Origin of the sequence: Novosphingobium sp., from assembly GCF_040398825.1 — a bacterium.
Lineage (GTDB): Bacteria > Pseudomonadota > Alphaproteobacteria > Sphingomonadales > Sphingomonadaceae > Novosphingobium.
The window spans coordinates 84,616-100,548 of sequence record NZ_JBBATI010000011.1 but is presented as its reverse complement, the minus strand read 5'-3'; the positions used below and the strand labels follow the sequence as shown (position 1 = coordinate 100,548).

The following is a 15,933-nucleotide window of genomic DNA, read 5'->3' as shown; positions in this document are numbered from 1 at the left end:
CCAATGATACCATCATGCTGTGGTGGTCGGGTGGGGAGGCGGGGCGGGAGGTCTGCGTCGCGCGAAGCGCGACCTGACAAAGCCTGTCAGGCGGCAACGCGGTGCGGGTCGGCCGGGGGCTGGGGCGCGGGCTGGCGGCCGATGGCGAAATCGCGGATCATCGCTTCAAAGCTTTCCACCCGCAGCGCATCGGCGAATTCCAGCCCGGATGTGCGATCGCGCGTCCACATCACGAATGCCATGCGCGGCGGTTCCCCGGGCAGCATCAGCGTGATCGCCTCACCCATTTCGGGCGAGGCCAGCCCTTCGATCCGCGCGCCGAACCTGGTCATGTCTTTCAGCATGACGGTGGTGCGGGTCGGGCCGTGCGAACAGCGCACCATCAGTTCAAATCCGATGCGCGGCGCCCGGCGCTTCACCGGCAGTGTATGGGTGTTGTTGGTCATGGCGAACAGTCCTTTGCCGCGCCAGGGGCAAAGCGCCCGGGGATTTGCAGCATGCTGTCAGAACGTATGCGCGTCGGCCGGTTTCAGTCCGGCATGGCGCGCATCCGCATGAATGCGGATATTAACCGTCAGGATCTTGTCTGTTTCTCAATCAGCGCGATGGCAGAGGCTATCGCTGCGGCAATCGGTAACGATGATGTGTCGAGCAGCGCCGCGCCGTCGGCACGCGCCAGCGGGGCCACCGCGCGTTCCGTGTCCCGCGCATCGCGCGCGGCCAGATCGGCCTCGATCGCGGCGCGGCCGACATCCTCACCACGTGCCTTCATCTCCAGATAACGGCGCAAACTCCGCGCGGCCAGGCTGGCGGTGACGAACAATTTGGCATCGGCGTTCGGCACAATCACCGTGGCAATATCGCGCCCGTCCAGCACCGCGCCGCCGGGTTGCGCGGCAAAATCGCGCTGGCGCTGCAACAGCGCGTCGCGCACCGCCGGATGCACCGAAACCCGGCTGGCCAGCGCGCCAACCGTTTCGCTGCGCAGCGCCGGATCGGCCAGCAGCGCATCATCGAACGCGGTTGCCGCCAGCGCATCGGCGGCCACATCGGGATCACCGCCGTGGCGCGCAACCTGTTGCCCGACCGCGCGGTACAGCAGCCCGGTATCCAGATGCGGCAGGCCGAAATGCGCCGCCAGCGCGCGGGCAATGGTCCCTTTGCCCGATGCGGTCGGACCGTCGACGGCGATGATCATGCCGCGCCCAGATCGGCCAGCAGGCGTTCGAACAGCGGAAAGCTGGTGGCGATCGGGCGGGTGTCATCCACCGTCACGCCGCGTTCGCTGGCCAGGCCCGCCACCGCCATCGCCATGGCAATGCGATGATCCAGATGCGTGGTGATCGCCGCCTCACCGCTGCCAGCCAGCGCCTTCCCGCCGCTGCCATCGATGATCAGGCCATCGGCGGTTTCGGTAACGGTCGCGCCGGCCATCGTCAGCGCCGCGTGCATGGCGCTGATGCGGTCGGATTCCTTCACCCGCAATTCGTCGAGGCCAGAGGTGACGGTGCGGCCATGCGCCAGCGCGGCGGCGACGAACAGCACCGGAAATTCATCGACCATCGCCGGCACCACCGCCGGATCGACGGTGATGCCGTGCAGTTCGCTGGCGCGCACATGCAGATCGGCGACCGGCTCGCCGCCAACCTCGCGCGGGTTGATCGCGTCGATCTGGCCGCCCATCTGCCGCAACACGTCAAACAGCGCGGCGCGGGTGGGGTTCAGCCCGACGTTTTCCAGCACCAGATCCGACCCCGGCACGATCAGCGCCGCCACCACGAAAAACGCCGCCGATGATGGGTCACCCGGTACCACGATCGTCTGCGGGCGCAATTCGGGCTGACCGCTCAGGCTGATCACGCGCGCGCCGTTATCATCCATATCCACGCTCAGTGCCGCGCCAAACCCGCGCAACATGCGTTCGGAATGGTCGCGCGTCGGCACCGGTTCGATCACCGTGGTCACCCCCGGCGTGTTCAGCCCGGCCAGCAGCACCGCCGATTTCACCTGGGCCGAGGCGACCGGCAGGCGATAGCGGATCGGCACCGGGGTCGCCGTGCCGGTGATGATCAGCGGCAGCCGCCCGCCGGGATAGGTGGTGAACTGCGCGCCGACCTGGCTCAGCGGCGTGATCACCCGGCCCATCGGGCGTTTGGACAGGCTGGCATCACCGGTAAAGCACACCGTCAGCGCATGGCTGGCAACCAGCCCCAGCAGCAGCCGGGTCGATGTGCCCGAATTGCCCATATCGAGCGCGCCTGCGGGCTGCATCAGACCGCCCACGCCGACGCCGGCCACCACCCAGTCACCATCGGCTTGGCGTTCGATCGTGGCGCCCATCGCCCGCATCGCGGCGGCGGTGGCCAGCACGTCCTCGCCTTCCAGCAGGCCCGACACGCGGGTTTCGCCCACCGCGAGCGCGCCCAGCATGATCGACCGGTGGCTGATCGATTTGTCGCCCGGCACACGGATGCGGCCAGTCAACGGCGCCTTTGCCACAAAGCAGCGGGGCAGGGGGGATAGTGGTGATGCTGACACGCGGGGAAAGGCCTTTTGTAACTGGGCAAACCGGCAAAAATCGCGCGGCTTTTGACAGCGCCGCGCGCCTATGGCAAGGCGCGCCCATCTTGAGCAGAGCATGACCGGCTTGCCAGCGCGCAGATGAACGGTCATGGCCCACGCTGATTCGCGATTCGCTAAAGGAAACTTCATGGTAAAGCCGGAATGGGGCGCCAAGCACACGTGCTCAAAGTGCGGCACCCGCTTTTATGATATGGGCAATGGTGACCCGGTCACTTGCGTCGAATGCAAGCATGCCTGGCATCCGGACCCCGTGTTGAAATCCAAACAGCCGATCCCGTACGAGGAAATTCAGAAGGCCAAGGTTGAGGTCGTGGCCGACGTCGATCTGGCGGATGAAGATCTGGACATCGATGAGGACGGCGATTCGCCCGACAACGATGTCGATCTGGGTGGCGACGATGACCTGGGCGTGCCCGGTCACGACGGCGAAGACGAAGAAGTCTGATTGGATTGGACAGGCGGCGCCGGTCTGGTGCCGCCTGTTGCGCCGCCGCAAATGCGGTGGCCAAAAAAATCTTGCGCCAAAAAATCGCATGGCGGACTATTTGGTCTTGTCAGCGTGTCGGGCCTCCCTTAAAGGCCCGGCTCCCGGCAGACATCTGCCGCCAGCGCCTCCCAGGGGCTGGGTCAGGAAACCAACGTGGGGCCATAGCTCAGCTGGGAGAGCGCTACAATGGCATTGTAGAGGTCAGCGGTTCGATCCCGCTTGGCTCCACCAGGTTCCCCTTTTCGCCGATCACGCTGCTGCGGTTTGCGCGCGCGGTCGGCCCAGCCGTTCCAGCACCACGCCGGCGGCCATCACCCCCGCACCGACCAACGCGCCCGGGCCCAGTTCGGTCAGCGATGACCACAGCATGACCACCGCCAGCCCGGCAAAGCTCAACGGAAACAGCGGGAACAGCGGCGTGCGCACCGGGAATGTGGCGGCATCGTGCCCCCGGCGCAGGCGGATCGCCGCACCCATGCCCAGCGCGATGAACACCCAATAGACCGGCGTCATGTAATCGACCATCGCGCCAAAGCCATTGCCCGCCAGCCCGGCCAGCACCACCAGCAGCCCGGAAAATCCTCCCACCGCCAGCACTGCCGCGATCGGCGTGCCGCGCCCGGCGTGCCAGCCGGCGATGCGCCGCAGCGCGGGGATATTGCGCGACGCTGCCCAGGTTACCCTCGCGCCGACGATCAGTGTCGAATTGATGCTGGCCAGCGCCGACACCGTCACCACCGTCACTACCAGCACCGCGCCGGCCGGGCCGAACGCGGCGCGCGCGACCTCTGCACCTGGCGCGGTGCTGTGCGCCAGCGCCGCCAGCCCCAGTCCGTGCGCCATCGCGGCGTTCAGCGCGACATAGATCGCGACCAGCAGGACGATGGCGCCGATCGTCACCACCGCCATGCCACGCGGGCCCGCTTTCAGCTCGGCTGACAGCGTGGCCATGTCGCTCCATCCGCCATAGGCCAGAAACACATAGATCAGCGCGACGCCCAGATGGCGCGGCTCTGCCACCAGCGCCGGGGCAGCCGACGCAGCGGGGCTGACGGCAAACCCGGCAACGGTCACCGCGGTAAAACCCAGCGCGACCAGCGCCACCAGCAGCGCCTGGGTCAGAAACCCCAGCCGCACGTGAATGCAATTGATCAGCGCCAGCGTGGCGACGATGCCCAGCGCAAACAGCGTGCGCACGGCGGCACCCATCGGCACCAGCGCGCTGGCATAATCGGCCAGCAGATGCGCCATCAGCGCAATCCACCCGGTGTGCATCACCGCAAAGCGCGACCACGCATACAGTGCGCCCATGCGCGGGCCCCAGGCCCGGGTCAGAAAGCTGTATTCGCCGCCCGCATCGGGAAAGGCACAGGCCATTTCCACATAGGACAGCGCGCCCACCAGCGTGATCAGCCCACCCCCGACCCACAGCCACAGGAACTGTTCGGGCGCGACATTCAGCGCCACGGTCGGCGCAGTTTTCAGCGAATCGGTCGACATCACCATGCCCAGCGCCACCAGCGTGGCCGCGACCACCGGCAGGTGCGGGCGCGGTGCGGGGGTGTCAGGGTCGGTTGCCATGCTGTCCATCCATTCTGGATAAGGCCTTTGCTGGCCGCGTCCAGCGGTTGCGCACATGGTAAACGGGGTTGTTGGGGACCTGCGCTGCCGATAGGAGCGGCGGCATGATAACCCACGACATCACCGACGGCATCGCCACGATCACGCTCGATGCCCCCGCCACGCGCAACGCGCTGCCGCTGGCCGGGTGGCACGCACTGGCCGACGCCGTGGGTGCGGTGGCGGCGCGGCATCCGCGCGCGCTGGTGCTGCGCGGCGGCACGGCAGGCATGTTCTGTTCGGGATCGGACATCCGCGAAATCGCTGCGCTGGCCGATGATCCGGCGCGGCGCGCGCCGTTTCGGCTGGCGATGCGTGATGCGCTGGAACCGCTGGCGCGGCTGCCATGCCCGGTGATTGCCGCGATTGATGGCGATTGTTTTGGCGCGGGCGTGGCGCTGGCGCTGGCGGCCGATCTGCGCGTGGCGGGGCCGCGCGCGGTGTTTGCGATTACCCCCGCCAAATTGGGCATCACTTATCCGCAAGAGGATGTGGCGCGGCTGGTCGCGCTGGTCGGGCCGGGGGTGGCGGCACGGTTGTTGTATAGCGCCGCGCGGGTCGATGCCGATGAAGCGTTGCGCATTCGCCTGGTGGAAATGCGCGCAGACGATGCGCTGGCGGCGGCCATGGCACAGGCCGAAACGATGGCGGCACTGTCACCCGCCAGCCTGTCCGCGCTCAAACTGGCGGTGGCACATGCCCCATTGGGCCATGATCCGGCGCTCGATCATGCGTTTGATGCGGCGTTTGACGGGGCGGATTTTCGCGAAGGATTGGCGGCATTCCGCGAACGCCGCGCGGGCCGGTTTGGCAATTCTGGTTAATACTGCGTTTCAGTGGAGCCTGTCATTTGGCGGCAGGCATGCTATGCGCTGGGCCAACCAGACCGGTTTGCACCGGCACGCACGCAGACATTCCATGAGGGCATGATGACCACCACCCGGTTTTCGCGCGTAATACGCGCCGGCTTGGCGCTGACCACAGCGACCTTTGCCACTGTTGTTCCGCTCTCCTTTGCCGCCGCGCAGGATGCCGATCGGCCGCAGATCGGCAGCATGGGGCTGGAAACCGGCAACATGAACCGTGATGTGGTGCCCGGCGATGATTTCTATGCCTTTATGGAGGGCAACTGGGTCGATCACACCTCGATCCCGGCCGACAAGTCGGTGATCGGGTACAACTACGATCTGGAAGACAAAGTCGCCGAAGATGTCCGCGCGATCGCCGAAAACGCGGTGGCCCATCCCGATACCCCGGCGGCACAGCGCATCGCCGCGGTGTGGGCCGCGTGGATGGACGAATCCGCGATTGCCGCGCGCGGGGTATCCAGTCTGCAACCGCTGGTGGCACGGATCGCGGATATCAAGACGCGCGGTGATCTGATGGCGCTGATGGCCGAGCCCGGCTTTGCCGGCGCAATCGATTTTTCCATTTCGGTCGATGCCAGGGAACCGACGCGCTATACGCTGGAGGCGAACCAGGGCGGGCTGGGCCTGCCTGCGCGCGACTATTACCTGGAACAGGGCGAAAAATACGACGCGGTGCGCAAGGCCTATGTCGAATATATCGCGCAGATATTCACGTTGGCCGGGGTGTCGGATGCGGCCACCCGCGCCGATGCGATCATGACGCTGGAAACCGCGCTGGCCAAAGAGGATTGGGCGCCCGAACGGCTGCGCGATCCGGTGGCGACCTACAACCCGGTCGCGCGCGCCAAACTCTATGCCTTTGCCCCCGGGGTGACGTGGGACACCATGCTGGCCCGTATGGGCCTGCCGCAGGTCAAAACGGTCATCGTCGGCGAACCCAGCGCGGTGCGCGCGATCGGCCAGCATCTGGCGCGCGACCCGATTGCGCTGTGGCAGGATTATCTGATTTTCCGCCTGATCAGCGATCATGCCGAAAATCTGCCGGCCGCGTTCGATGATGCCCATTTTGGCTTTTACGGCAAAGTGCTGCGCGGGGTGACCGAACAGAAACCGCGCTGGAAACGCGGCGTAGAAGTGTTGAACCACCAGCTGGGCAAAGATGTCGGGCAGATTTATCTGAAAACCCACTGGTCGGCCGAGGCTGATGCCCAGATGGGCGAACTGATCGACGATCTGCGGGCCGCCTATGCCGAACGCATCGCCCAGGCCGCGTGGATGGATGCGCCCACTCGCACCGCCGCGCTGGCCAAGCTCAACCTGTTTGAAGCGCGCGTGGCCGGGCCGAAAAATCCCCTGGATTACAGCGATTTTCACGCCAGCAACGATCCCCTGGCCAACGCCATGGAATCCGAACGGTTTGACTGGGCACGCCGCGTCAAACGCTTTGCCGCGCCGGTCGATCGCAGCGAATGGTGGATGAACCCGCAGACGGTGAATGCCTATTACAGCCCGAACACCAACCAGGTGACTTTTCCGGCGGCGGAACTGCTGCCGCCGTTCTTTGATCCCAATGCCGATCCGGCGGTCAATTATGGTGGCGCCGGCGCCACCATTGGCCACGAAATGGGGCACGGGTTTGATGACGAAGGGCGCCAGTACGACGGGCAGGGACGGCTGAAAAACTGGTGGACGCCGGCGACCGCGGCAAAGTTCAAGGTCCACGCCGATGCGCTGGTCAAACAGTTCGACGCCTATGAGCCGATCCCCGGGGTGCATGTCAAAGGCGCGCTGACGCTGGGCGAAAACCTTGCCGATCTGGGCGGGCTGGAGGCAGCCTATGCCGCCTATCACCGCTACCTGGTCCGCCATGGGGAACCTGCGGTGATCGACGGACTGACCGGCGATCAGCGGTTTTTTCTGGGCTATGCGCAGTCGTGGCAATTCAAGGCGCGCGATGAAACCCTGCGCCAGCAACTGCTGGGCGATCCGCACAGCCCCGACAACCTGCGCGTTAACGGCATCGTGCGCAATTTTGACCCGTGGTACACGACCTTTGACGTGAAGCCGGATGCAAAGCTGTATCTGCCGCCCGAAGCACGCGTCAAAGTCTGGTAAGTATCAGGCGATCAGCCCGATTTCGCGCAACCGCTGCTGCAGATAGGCGTCAGCGGTAATCGGTTCGGGATACCGATCCGGGTTGGCGGGCGTGACACAGCCGGGCAGCGTGCGAATCACGAAATCGCTGCGCAGATGCAGGAAAAACGGCATCGAATAGCGGCTGAAGGCCGACCGCGTGCCCACCGGGTTGCGCACACGGTGGGTGGTCGATGGCAGCACATGGTTGGTCAGCCGTTGCAGCATGTCGCCGATGTTGATCACCAGCGCGCCGGGCGGCGGGGTAACCTCCTGCCACTGCCCGTCGCGGGTCAGCAGTTCCAGCCCGGCTTCCTCTGCGCCCAGCAGCAGCGTGATCAGGTTGATATCTTCGTGCGCGCCGGCGCGGATCGCGCCGGCCGGGGCATCCGCGATCGGCGGATAATGCAGCAGGCGCAGCACCGAATTGCCATCGGCGATCGCAGGCGCGAACCAGCCCGCGGGCAGGCCCAGCGCAATCGCGAGGTGTGACAGCACGCGCGCGCCAACCGCATCGAGCGCGGCATAGAGCGCGCGAAACGTTTCCTGAAATCCTTCTGGCTGATCGGGCCACACATTGGGCGCCATGGTCGCCGTCAGCGGATGACCAGGCGCCAGATCACGGCCGACATGCCAGAATTCCTTCAGATCGTGCATATCGGCGCCCTTGGCGATTTCGGTGCCGAACGGGGTATAGCCGCGCGCACCGCCGCCTCCCGCGATATGCCAGTGTCGTTTGTGCGCATCGGGCAGCGCAAACAGCCGGGTGGTCAGTTCCCACCCGCGCGCAACCAGCGCGGGATCGATGCCGTGGTCGATAACCATGGCAAAGCCGGATTGTGCAAAGCTGTCGGCAAAGGCGGCCGGCAGGCTTGCGGCATCGTCCGCCAGCGATATGACGCGAAGGCTTGGCACAACCGGTGTTTCAGGCGACATGCGGCATTTCCCGTTTCGAACAATGCAGTGGATGACGATGACACCTTTGGCCAATCCCGACGTGACCGGCAAGCAGCTGTGGCTGATGAAGTCGGAACCCGATGCCTATAGCTTTGATACCCTGGTGGCCGAGGGCGAAGGCACCTGGGACGGCGTGCGCAACCACCTGGCGGCGCGCAATTTGCGCAGCATGCAGGCTGGTGACCTGGCGTTTTTCTATCATTCCAACATCGGCAAGGAAATTGTCGCGGTGGCGACGATATCGGTGCCCGGGCTGACCGATCCAACCGACCCGGATGGCAAATGGGCGGCGGTAAAGGTGCGGCCCGTGGCGCGGCTGGCGCAACCGGTCACGCTGGCGACCATCAAGGCGACCCCGGAGCTTGCCAATATGGACCTGCTGCGCCAGTCGCGGCTGTCGGTGTCGATGGTGCGGCCAGACGAATGGGCACTGATCCTGGCCATGGCAAACGGGCTGGTGTCCCTTTCCTGAACGCCCCCGATATTGACCGGCGCGGGGGGATGCAAAGCTGGTTAATATATCGTTAAAGCCGTGGCATGAACACAGCCCAAGTCGTGCCGGGCATCCCCGGCCAGCCCCATGCCTTTCGCCGCAATCTGCCCGACCGGGTGCGCGCACGGCTGCGCGCGCCGATGCCCCGGCCCGAACCCGAAGTGGAGGCGGCAATGACCGCTGCGGCGGCGCTGGACGGGGTGCGTTCGCCCGAGCTTAACTGGCATCGCATTACCGGGCAGGATGTGCGCGATTTTCTGCTGGCCTATTGCGCGTGCTTCATCGCGCTGCAGACCTTTCTGTCCTGAACACCCTGTGATCAGGGTATTTCAGAAAGTGTGTTCGATTTCGCCCGCATGCGCCTGTTCTGCGCGATAAAGTTGCCAGGCCATCAGCGCCGACACGACGCACATGCCCGCGCCCAGCAACAGTTGTTCAACGATGGGAACCCCGGCCGCGCTCAGGCTGACTGCGACCAGTGATCCGATCACCATTGCAAACGAATTGACGATATTGTTGGCAGCGATCGTGCGCGATGTTTCGGCCTTGTCGACCACGGTCGTCAAAAAGGCATAGAGCGGCACCACGAACATGCCCCCGGCCACGGCAATGCCCAGCAGCGTGCCCAGCAGCGGCAGCGCCAGCGGCTGATGCACAAACGTCCACACGTCGAGCAGGTTGTCCCGGCCGTGCGGCGGCCACATCCGGCACACCCAGTCGAACGCGACGATGAACCCGGCCATCACCATCACCGACAGCGGGGCATAGCGCGCCGACACTTTGCCATGCAGCAACTGGTTGATCGATGCCGACCCGATCGCCACCCCGATCGAAAACATCACCAGAAACAGGCTGGCGACGCTCTTGCTCGCGCCCAGCACGTTTTTGGCAAGCGGCGGAAACTGAATGAACAGCACTGCGCCCACCGACCAGAACACGCTGATCGCCGCGATCGCCAGAAACACGCGGGGGTGCTTCATGGTCATCCGCACCAGCTGGATCGATGATCGCACGATATTGTAATCAATCTTTTGCGCCGCCATCATCGGTGGAGCAGGGGGCACGCTTTGCGCGGATACCAGCCCGACCAGCGCGGTCACCACCACCGCCAGCGCGGCCCATTGCACCGGGATAAACCCCGCCAGCACGGTGCCCGCCAGGATCGCCAGATAAGTGCCGGCCTCCACCAGCCCGGTGCCGGCCAGCACCTCTTCACCCTTCAGATGCTGGGGCAGGATGGCATATTTGATCGGGCCGAAAAACGATGAATGCACCCCCATCGCCAGCAGCGCGGCCAGCATCAGCGGGATCGCCACATCTTCTACCGATATGCGGTGCCAGGCCAGCAACAGCCCGCCGGCACCGACCAGCATGATGGCCACTTCGCACAGTTTGATGATGCGGATCAGCCGCGCCTTGTCGCGCATGTCGGCCAATTGCCCGGCCAGCGCCGACAGCAGCAGGAACGGCAGGATGAACAAGCCAGAGGCGATCGCGGAAAACCGCGCTTCCTGCGCCTCTGAATTGTAGACGCTGTAAACCACGAACAACAGCATCGCATTCTTGTACAGGTTGTCGTTGAAGGCCCCGAGCAACTGGGTGACAAACAGCGGAAGAAAGCGGCGTTGGCGCAGCAGGTGGGTGTTGGTGGTCATCAAACCCCGATTTTATGGCGTCCCGTTAAGCCAACGTCCTTAGCGGCCTGTGCGTGACGGGCAAGCGGTTTAGGTGGGCAGTCGCCGGCGCTGTTTGCATATGTCTCCGGATTGGATATGGCCGGGGTGCTATGCTGACTTTGCCCAACATCCTGACGCTGTCGCGGATTTTCACGGTTCCGGTGCTGGTCGGGCTGTTGTGGTGGCCCGAATGGCCGTTTGGCTATGGCCTGGCATTTGCCATCTATTGCCTGATGGGGGTGACCGATTATTTTGACGGTTATCTGGCGCGGGCGCAGGGCACGGTATCAAAACTGGGTATTTTCCTCGATCCGATTGCCGACAAGATCATGATTGCCGCGGTGATTCTGGTGCTGGCCGCGCGCGGGGTGATGACCGGGCCCTATGTCGGGTCGCTGCACGTGATTGCCGGACTGGTGATCCTGGTGCGCGAAATCGCGGTATCGGGCCTGCGCGAATTCCTGGGCAGCCTGCAGGTGTCGGTGCCGGTGTCAAAGCTCGCGAAATGGAAGACGACTGCGCAGATGGTGGCGCTGGGCGCGCTGATCCTGGGGCGCGCCTTGCCCGAATGGACTGCGCTGGCGGGCGGGGTCGATCTGAACGTGCCGCACACCGTCGGCCTGACCATGCTGTGGACCGCCGCCGCGCTGACCGTGATCACCGGGTGGGATTACTTGCGCGTCGGCCTGAAACACATGGATTAGCCTGAAGCCCCTCCCCTAAGGGGAGGGGTTGGGGAGGGGTGTCCAACTCCCGATTAATTGCGCATTCAATCGGCGCCGGACAACCCCTCCCAACCCTCCACCTGAGGGGGAGGGCTTTAGATTCAAACAATTGCGCCGGTTTATCCCGCGCGCAGTTCGTCGGCCAGCAACTGGAATTCAGCGGCGCGTGGCGAATTGCGGCGCCAGGCCAGTGCGATTTGGCGCGATGCATGGTCGCTTTGCAATGGGCGGGCGACGATTCGCGTGCCGTTCAATATGCCCGCGGTGATCGCCATTTGCGGCAGCATGGTCAGGCCCAGTCCATTGTCGACCATCTGCACCAGCGTGTGCAGCGATGTGCCGATCATCGTCGCGCTGGCGCGCAATTCGGGCCGGTTGCACGCGGCCAGCGCATGTTCCTTCAGGCAATGACCGTCCTCCAGCAGCAGCAGCCGGTTTTCATCAATGTCCGCCGGCGCCACCAGCGCGGGCGGATCACGCGGATCATCGTGCGGAAACGCGATTCGCAGCGGATCATCAAACAGCAGCGCGCTTTCAACATCGCCGGTCGCAAACGGCAGCGCCAGCAGCACGCAATCGGCGCGGCCGTGGTGCAGCGATTCGATCGCCGCCGCGCTCGGCTCTTCGCGCAGGAACAAGCGCAATTGCGGGCGTTCGGTGCGCAGCCGGGGCAGGATGCGCGGCAACAGGAACGGCGCGATGGTCGGGATCACGCTCATCCGCAATTCACCGGTCAGCGGCGCGCCATGCGATTGCACCAGCGCCGACAGCTCTTCCGCTTCACGTAACAGCCGGTGCGCCTTGGCCACCACCTGGTTGCCCAGCGGGGTAAACCGCACCACCCGCCGCGTGCGTTCGACCAAGGTCACATCCAGCAGCGATTCCAGTTCGCGCAGGCCCGCCGACAGCGTTGATTGCGATACAAAGCTGGCCTCTGCCGCGCGGCCGAAATGCCCATGTTCGTGCAGCGCGACCAGGTATTGCAACTGTTTGAGCGTGGGCAGATAAATGCTCATCCGGCGTCGGTATCGTCGGCGTCGATGATCAGCGGCAGCGGTTCCAGATCGGGATCGATCTCGATTTCGGGTTCCGGTTCGGGGTCATTGGTGCCGATATCGTCGATATGCGCCATTTTCAGCCGGCCGCGCGCCACCGCAAACGCCATCCGCCCTTCGACCAGATTGAGCGCGTCACGCCCGAACTGTTCAAACCGCCAGCTTTCCAGAATCGCCAACCCCTTGCGCTGCCCGGCGGCCAGCGCCTCAAGATCATCGCTGCGGGCCAGCAGGCGCGCGGCGATGTCGATTTCGCGGCTGCGGATTTTCAGCAGCAATTTCAACAGGTCGGCCACCAGCGCGCCCTCTTTGCCCAGCGGCGCGCCACGCGGCGCGCGCGGCGGCATTTCGGCCTCGGTCAGCGGTTTGGCATCGGCCAGGCATTGCATCAGCCGGCGCCCGATTTCGTTGTCGCGCCACCCGGCCGACAGCCCGCGCACTTTGGCCAGGTCTGGCTGTTCGCGCGGCGGCTGGCTGGCCAGGTCGGCCAGCGTTTCATCGCGCATGATCCGCCCGCGCGGGATGTTCTTGTCCATCGCCTCGGTCTCGCGCCAGGCGGCCAGCGCCTTCAACCGGCCCAGCACCGCCGGGTTGCGGCTGGGGGCTTTGATCCGCAGCCACACGCTGTCGGGATCGCTGCGATAATTGGCCGGATCGGCCAGCTTTTCCATTTCGATATCCAGCCATTCACCGCGCCCGGTCTTGATCAGGCGTTTCAGCATGCGCGGGAAAATCTTGGACAGATGCGTCACGTCGCCGATCGCATATTCGATCTGGCGTTCGGTCAGCGGGCGGCGCGACCAATCGGTAAAGCGCGCGCCTTTGTCGACCGAAAAGCCCAGCCACGCTTCGACCAGGTTGGAATAGCCGATCTGTTCGGACTGGCTGATCGCCATCATCGCAATCTGGGTGTCGAAAATCGGATGCGGGGTGCGCCCGGTCAGGTTGTAGATGATTTCCACATCCTGCCCGCCGGCGTGAAACACCTTCAGCACGTTTTCGTTGTCGACCAGCAGGTTCAACAGCGGGGTCAGGTCGATCCCCGGGGCCATCGGGTCGATTGCGGCGGCCTCTTTGTCATCGGCGATCTGCACCAGGCACAGTTCCGGCCAAAAGGTGTTTTCGCGCATGAATTCGGTGTCGACGGTGATGAAATCGGCCTGTGACAGGCGTTCACAAATGTCGGTCAGCGCGGCGGTGGTGGTGATCAGCGGATGGATCTTCATCGTTCTTTTTTCGTTATGGCCCGCATATTGCGCCAACAATGGCAAACACGGCCCATGGGGTGCCCCGTCCAGGGGCTTCGGCTTGACAAAAAGGCGCTGAACGCCTTTTGCCCGCATGCAAATCCCTGCCCGATTGCGGCAAGAATGGAAAGTCCTTCGATGCATCCCTATCGTACCCACACCTGCGGCGCGCTGTCGCACGATCATGTCGGCCAGACCGTTCGACTGTCGGGCTGGGTGCATCGCAAGCGCGACCATGGTGGCGTGCTGTTTGTCGATTTGCGCGACCATTATGGCCTCACGCAGATTGTCGCCGATGTCGACAGTCCGGCGCTGGCGGTGCTCGAAGCGGCCCGCGTGGAAAGCGTGGTGACCATCGATGGTTTGGTAAAGGCGCGCGGCGCCACTACCATCAACGCCAATCTGGCCACCGGCGCGATCGAGGTCTATGCGCGCGGCGCCACCGTGCTGTCGGCGGCCGACGAACTGCCGATGCCGGTGGCCGGCGAACAGGAATATCCCGAAGATATCCGCCTGCGCTATCGCTTTCTCGATTTGCGGCGCGACACGCTGCACGCCAATATCGTGCGCCGCACCAAGGTCATTTCGGCGATGCGTCGCCGGATGGAGGCAATTGGTTTTACGGAATATTCCACCCCCATTCTGACCGCATCCAGCCCCGAAGGCGCGCGCGATTTTCTGGTTCCCAGCCGGATTCATGCGGGCAAGTTCTATGCGCTGCCGCAGGCGCCGCAGCAGTACAAACAGCTGCTGATGGTCGCCGGATTCGACCGCTATTTTCAGATCGCGCCGTGTTTTCGCGATGAAGACCCGCGCGCCGACCGCCTGCCGGGCGAATTCTATCAACTCGACCTGGAAATGAGCTTCGTCACCCAGGAAGAAGTGTGGGACACGATGGAGCCAGTGATGGCCGGCATTTTCGAAGAATTTGCCGATGGCCGCAGCGTGACCCCCAGCGGCAGTTTCCCGCGCATTGCCCATGATGAGGCGATGCTCAAATACGGGTCGGACAAACCCGATCTGCGCAACCCGCTGATCATCAGCGATGTGTCGCACCATTTCAAAACCTCTGGCTTTGGCCTGTTCGAACGCATCGTCGCGGGCGGCGATGTCGTGCGCGCCATCCCGGCGCCGGGCACCGCCGACAAAAGCCGCAAGTTCTTTGACGAAATGAACGAATGGGCCCGCGCCGAAGGCTATGCCGGGCTGGGCTATGTCACGCGCAAGGCGGGCGAATTTGGCGGGCCGATCGCCAAGAATCACGGAGCCGAGGGTATGGCGGCGCTCTATGCCGAACTGGGCCTGGGCGCCGACGATGGCCTGTTCTTTGCTGCGGGCAAAGTGGACCAGGCGGCAAAGCTGGCCGGGGTGGCGCGCACGCGGGTGGCTGAACAGCTTGGCCTGATCGAGGCCGGGGCGTTTCGTCTGTGCTGGATCGTCGATTTCCCGTTTTACGAATGGGACGAAGACAGCAAAAAGGTCGAATTCGCACACAACCCGTTTTCGATGCCGCAGGGCGGGTTGACCGCGTTGAACGAGGCTGACCCGCTGACGATCAAGGCCTATCAGTACGATCTGGTGTGCAACGGCTTTGAAATTGCATCGGGGTCGATCCGCAACCAGGACCCGGCGACGATGGTGCGGGCGTTCGAACTGGTCGGGCTGTCGCAGGCCGATGTGGAGGAACGCTTTGGCGGGCTGTACCGCGCGTTTCAGTACGGGGCGCCGCCGCACGGCGGGATGGCCGCCGGGGTCGACCGGGTGGTGATGCTGGTCTGCGGGGCGCAGAATTTGCGTGAAGTGTCGCTGTTCCCGATGAACCAGCGCGCCGAAGACCTGCTGATGGGCGCACCCACCCCGGCCGAGCCGCGGCAGCTGCGTGAACTGTCGATTCGCGTGGTCGAGCCGGCGCGGACATGAATTTTCTGACATCGGCGCCTGCTTGTGCCGATGCGACCGGTGTCTGCCACTTGCCAGCGACGCTTGTGCCTATTAGGGCGTTTTGCTGAGAGTTCGTTTCGAAAGTGCCACCCACCGCCCCGCACCCCCGGCCCAACCGCCCATTTAAGGTACCCTGTGGGTGGTTGG

15 protein-coding genes and 1 tRNA gene are annotated in these 15,933 nt (G+C 64.4%); 8 read left to right on the top strand and 8 right to left on the bottom strand.

Annotated features, from left to right (window positions below; translation table 11 throughout):
• Nucleotides 1-86: 86 nt before the first annotated feature.
• The 3 genes from ABWP89_RS08000 to aroA form a co-directional block, all read right to left on the bottom strand.
• Nucleotides 87-446: a PilZ domain-containing protein gene (locus tag ABWP89_RS08000; RefSeq protein ID WP_353228447.1), complete on the bottom strand. Its 360-nt coding sequence runs from the start codon at nucleotides 444-446 to the stop codon at nucleotides 87-89.
• A 128-nt stretch (nucleotides 447-574) separates the two neighbouring features.
• Entirely contained in the window at nucleotides 575-1,198 is a 624-nt protein-coding gene (locus ABWP89_RS07995; protein ID WP_353228445.1) for a (d)CMP kinase, read from the bottom strand.
• Nucleotides 1,195-2,484, bottom strand: a complete 1,290-nt coding sequence (gene aroA / locus ABWP89_RS07990) for a 3-phosphoshikimate 1-carboxyvinyltransferase (RefSeq protein WP_353228443.1) — start codon at nucleotides 2,482-2,484, stop codon at nucleotides 1,195-1,197. The genes ABWP89_RS07995 and aroA overlap by 4 nt, the downstream gene beginning before the upstream one ends.
• 226 nt (nucleotides 2,485-2,710) lie before the next feature.
• On the opposite strand from aroA, the gene ABWP89_RS07985 reads away from it, so the two are divergent.
• Together ABWP89_RS07985 and ABWP89_RS07980 are read left to right on the top strand one after the other, a co-directional pair.
• Complete coding sequence (locus ABWP89_RS07985; RefSeq protein WP_353228441.1) at nucleotides 2,711-3,028, top strand: FYDLN acid domain-containing protein; 318 nt, start codon at nucleotides 2,711-2,713, stop codon at nucleotides 3,026-3,028.
• A gap of 197 nt (nucleotides 3,029-3,225) precedes the next feature.
• Nucleotides 3,226-3,301, top strand: a tRNA-Ala gene (locus tag ABWP89_RS07980).
• 18 nt (nucleotides 3,302-3,319) lie between these two features.
• Here the strand turns inward: ABWP89_RS07980 and ABWP89_RS07975 are convergent.
• Nucleotides 3,320-4,651, bottom strand: coding sequence for an APC family permease (locus tag ABWP89_RS07975; RefSeq protein ID WP_353228439.1), 1,332 nt, complete (start codon nucleotides 4,649-4,651; stop codon nucleotides 3,320-3,322).
• A 104-nt stretch (nucleotides 4,652-4,755) separates the two neighbouring features.
• On the opposite strand from ABWP89_RS07975, the gene ABWP89_RS07970 reads away from it, so the two are divergent.
• A complete protein-coding gene (locus tag ABWP89_RS07970; RefSeq protein ID WP_353228437.1) occupies nucleotides 4,756-5,514 on the top strand; it encodes an enoyl-CoA hydratase/isomerase family protein in 759 nt (252 codons plus the stop codon).
• Nucleotides 5,515-5,619: 105 nt separating this feature from the next.
• Nucleotides 5,620-7,674 (top strand): M13 family metallopeptidase, encoded by a 2,055-nt coding sequence (locus ABWP89_RS07965; RefSeq protein WP_353228435.1) that lies wholly within the window; start codon nucleotides 5,620-5,622, stop codon nucleotides 7,672-7,674.
• Nucleotides 7,675-7,677: 3 nt separating this feature from the next.
• On the opposite strand, the gene ABWP89_RS07960 is transcribed toward ABWP89_RS07965, so the two are convergent.
• Entirely contained in the window at nucleotides 7,678-8,628 is a 951-nt protein-coding gene (locus ABWP89_RS07960; protein WP_353228434.1) for an isopenicillin N synthase family dioxygenase, read from the bottom strand.
• A 37-nt stretch (nucleotides 8,629-8,665) separates the two neighbouring features.
• Here ABWP89_RS07960 and ABWP89_RS07955 point away from each other — a divergent pair, with 37 nt between their 5' ends.
• Together ABWP89_RS07955 and ABWP89_RS07950 are read left to right on the top strand one after the other, a co-directional pair.
• Nucleotides 8,666-9,121, top strand: coding sequence for an EVE domain-containing protein (locus ABWP89_RS07955; RefSeq protein ID WP_353228456.1), 456 nt, complete (start codon nucleotides 8,666-8,668; stop codon nucleotides 9,119-9,121).
• Between the two features lie 65 nt (nucleotides 9,122-9,186).
• Nucleotides 9,187-9,450 carry a hypothetical protein gene (locus ABWP89_RS07950; RefSeq protein WP_353228432.1) on the top strand — a complete coding sequence of 88 codons (264 nt, stop codon included), beginning with the start codon at nucleotides 9,187-9,189 and terminating at the stop codon, nucleotides 9,448-9,450.
• Nucleotides 9,451-9,471: 21 nt separating this feature from the next.
• On the opposite strand, the gene ABWP89_RS07945 is transcribed toward ABWP89_RS07950, so the two are convergent.
• Complete coding sequence (locus ABWP89_RS07945; RefSeq protein ID WP_353228430.1) at nucleotides 9,472-10,797, bottom strand: MFS transporter; 1,326 nt, start codon at nucleotides 10,795-10,797, stop codon at nucleotides 9,472-9,474.
• Between the two features lie 131 nt (nucleotides 10,798-10,928).
• Here ABWP89_RS07945 and pgsA point away from each other — a divergent pair, with 131 nt between their 5' ends.
• Nucleotides 10,929-11,522 (top strand): CDP-diacylglycerol--glycerol-3-phosphate 3-phosphatidyltransferase, encoded by a 594-nt coding sequence (gene pgsA, locus ABWP89_RS07940; RefSeq protein ID WP_353228428.1) that lies wholly within the window; start codon nucleotides 10,929-10,931, stop codon nucleotides 11,520-11,522.
• 140 nt (nucleotides 11,523-11,662) lie between these two features.
• Here the strand turns inward: pgsA and ABWP89_RS07935 are convergent, their stop codons facing one another.
• Both ABWP89_RS07935 and rnd read right to left on the bottom strand, forming a co-directional pair.
• The gene (locus ABWP89_RS07935) at nucleotides 11,663-12,559 is read right to left on the bottom strand and encodes a hydrogen peroxide-inducible genes activator (protein ID WP_353228426.1); all 897 of its coding nucleotides are present in this window, start codon (nucleotides 12,557-12,559) and stop codon (nucleotides 11,663-11,665) included.
• On the bottom strand, nucleotides 12,556-13,824 hold the full coding sequence (rnd, locus tag ABWP89_RS07930; protein ID WP_353228425.1) for a ribonuclease D: 1,269 nt from the start codon (nucleotides 13,822-13,824) through the stop codon (nucleotides 12,556-12,558). Before rnd ends, ABWP89_RS07935 begins: the two co-directional genes overlap by 4 nt.
• A 159-nt stretch (nucleotides 13,825-13,983) precedes the next feature.
• On the opposite strand from rnd, the gene aspS reads away from it, so the two are divergent.
• Nucleotides 13,984-15,765 (top strand): aspartate--tRNA ligase, encoded by a 1,782-nt coding sequence (gene aspS, locus ABWP89_RS07925; RefSeq protein ID WP_353228424.1) that lies wholly within the window; start codon nucleotides 13,984-13,986, stop codon nucleotides 15,763-15,765.
• The last annotated feature ends 168 nt before the right edge of the window (nucleotides 15,766-15,933 follow it).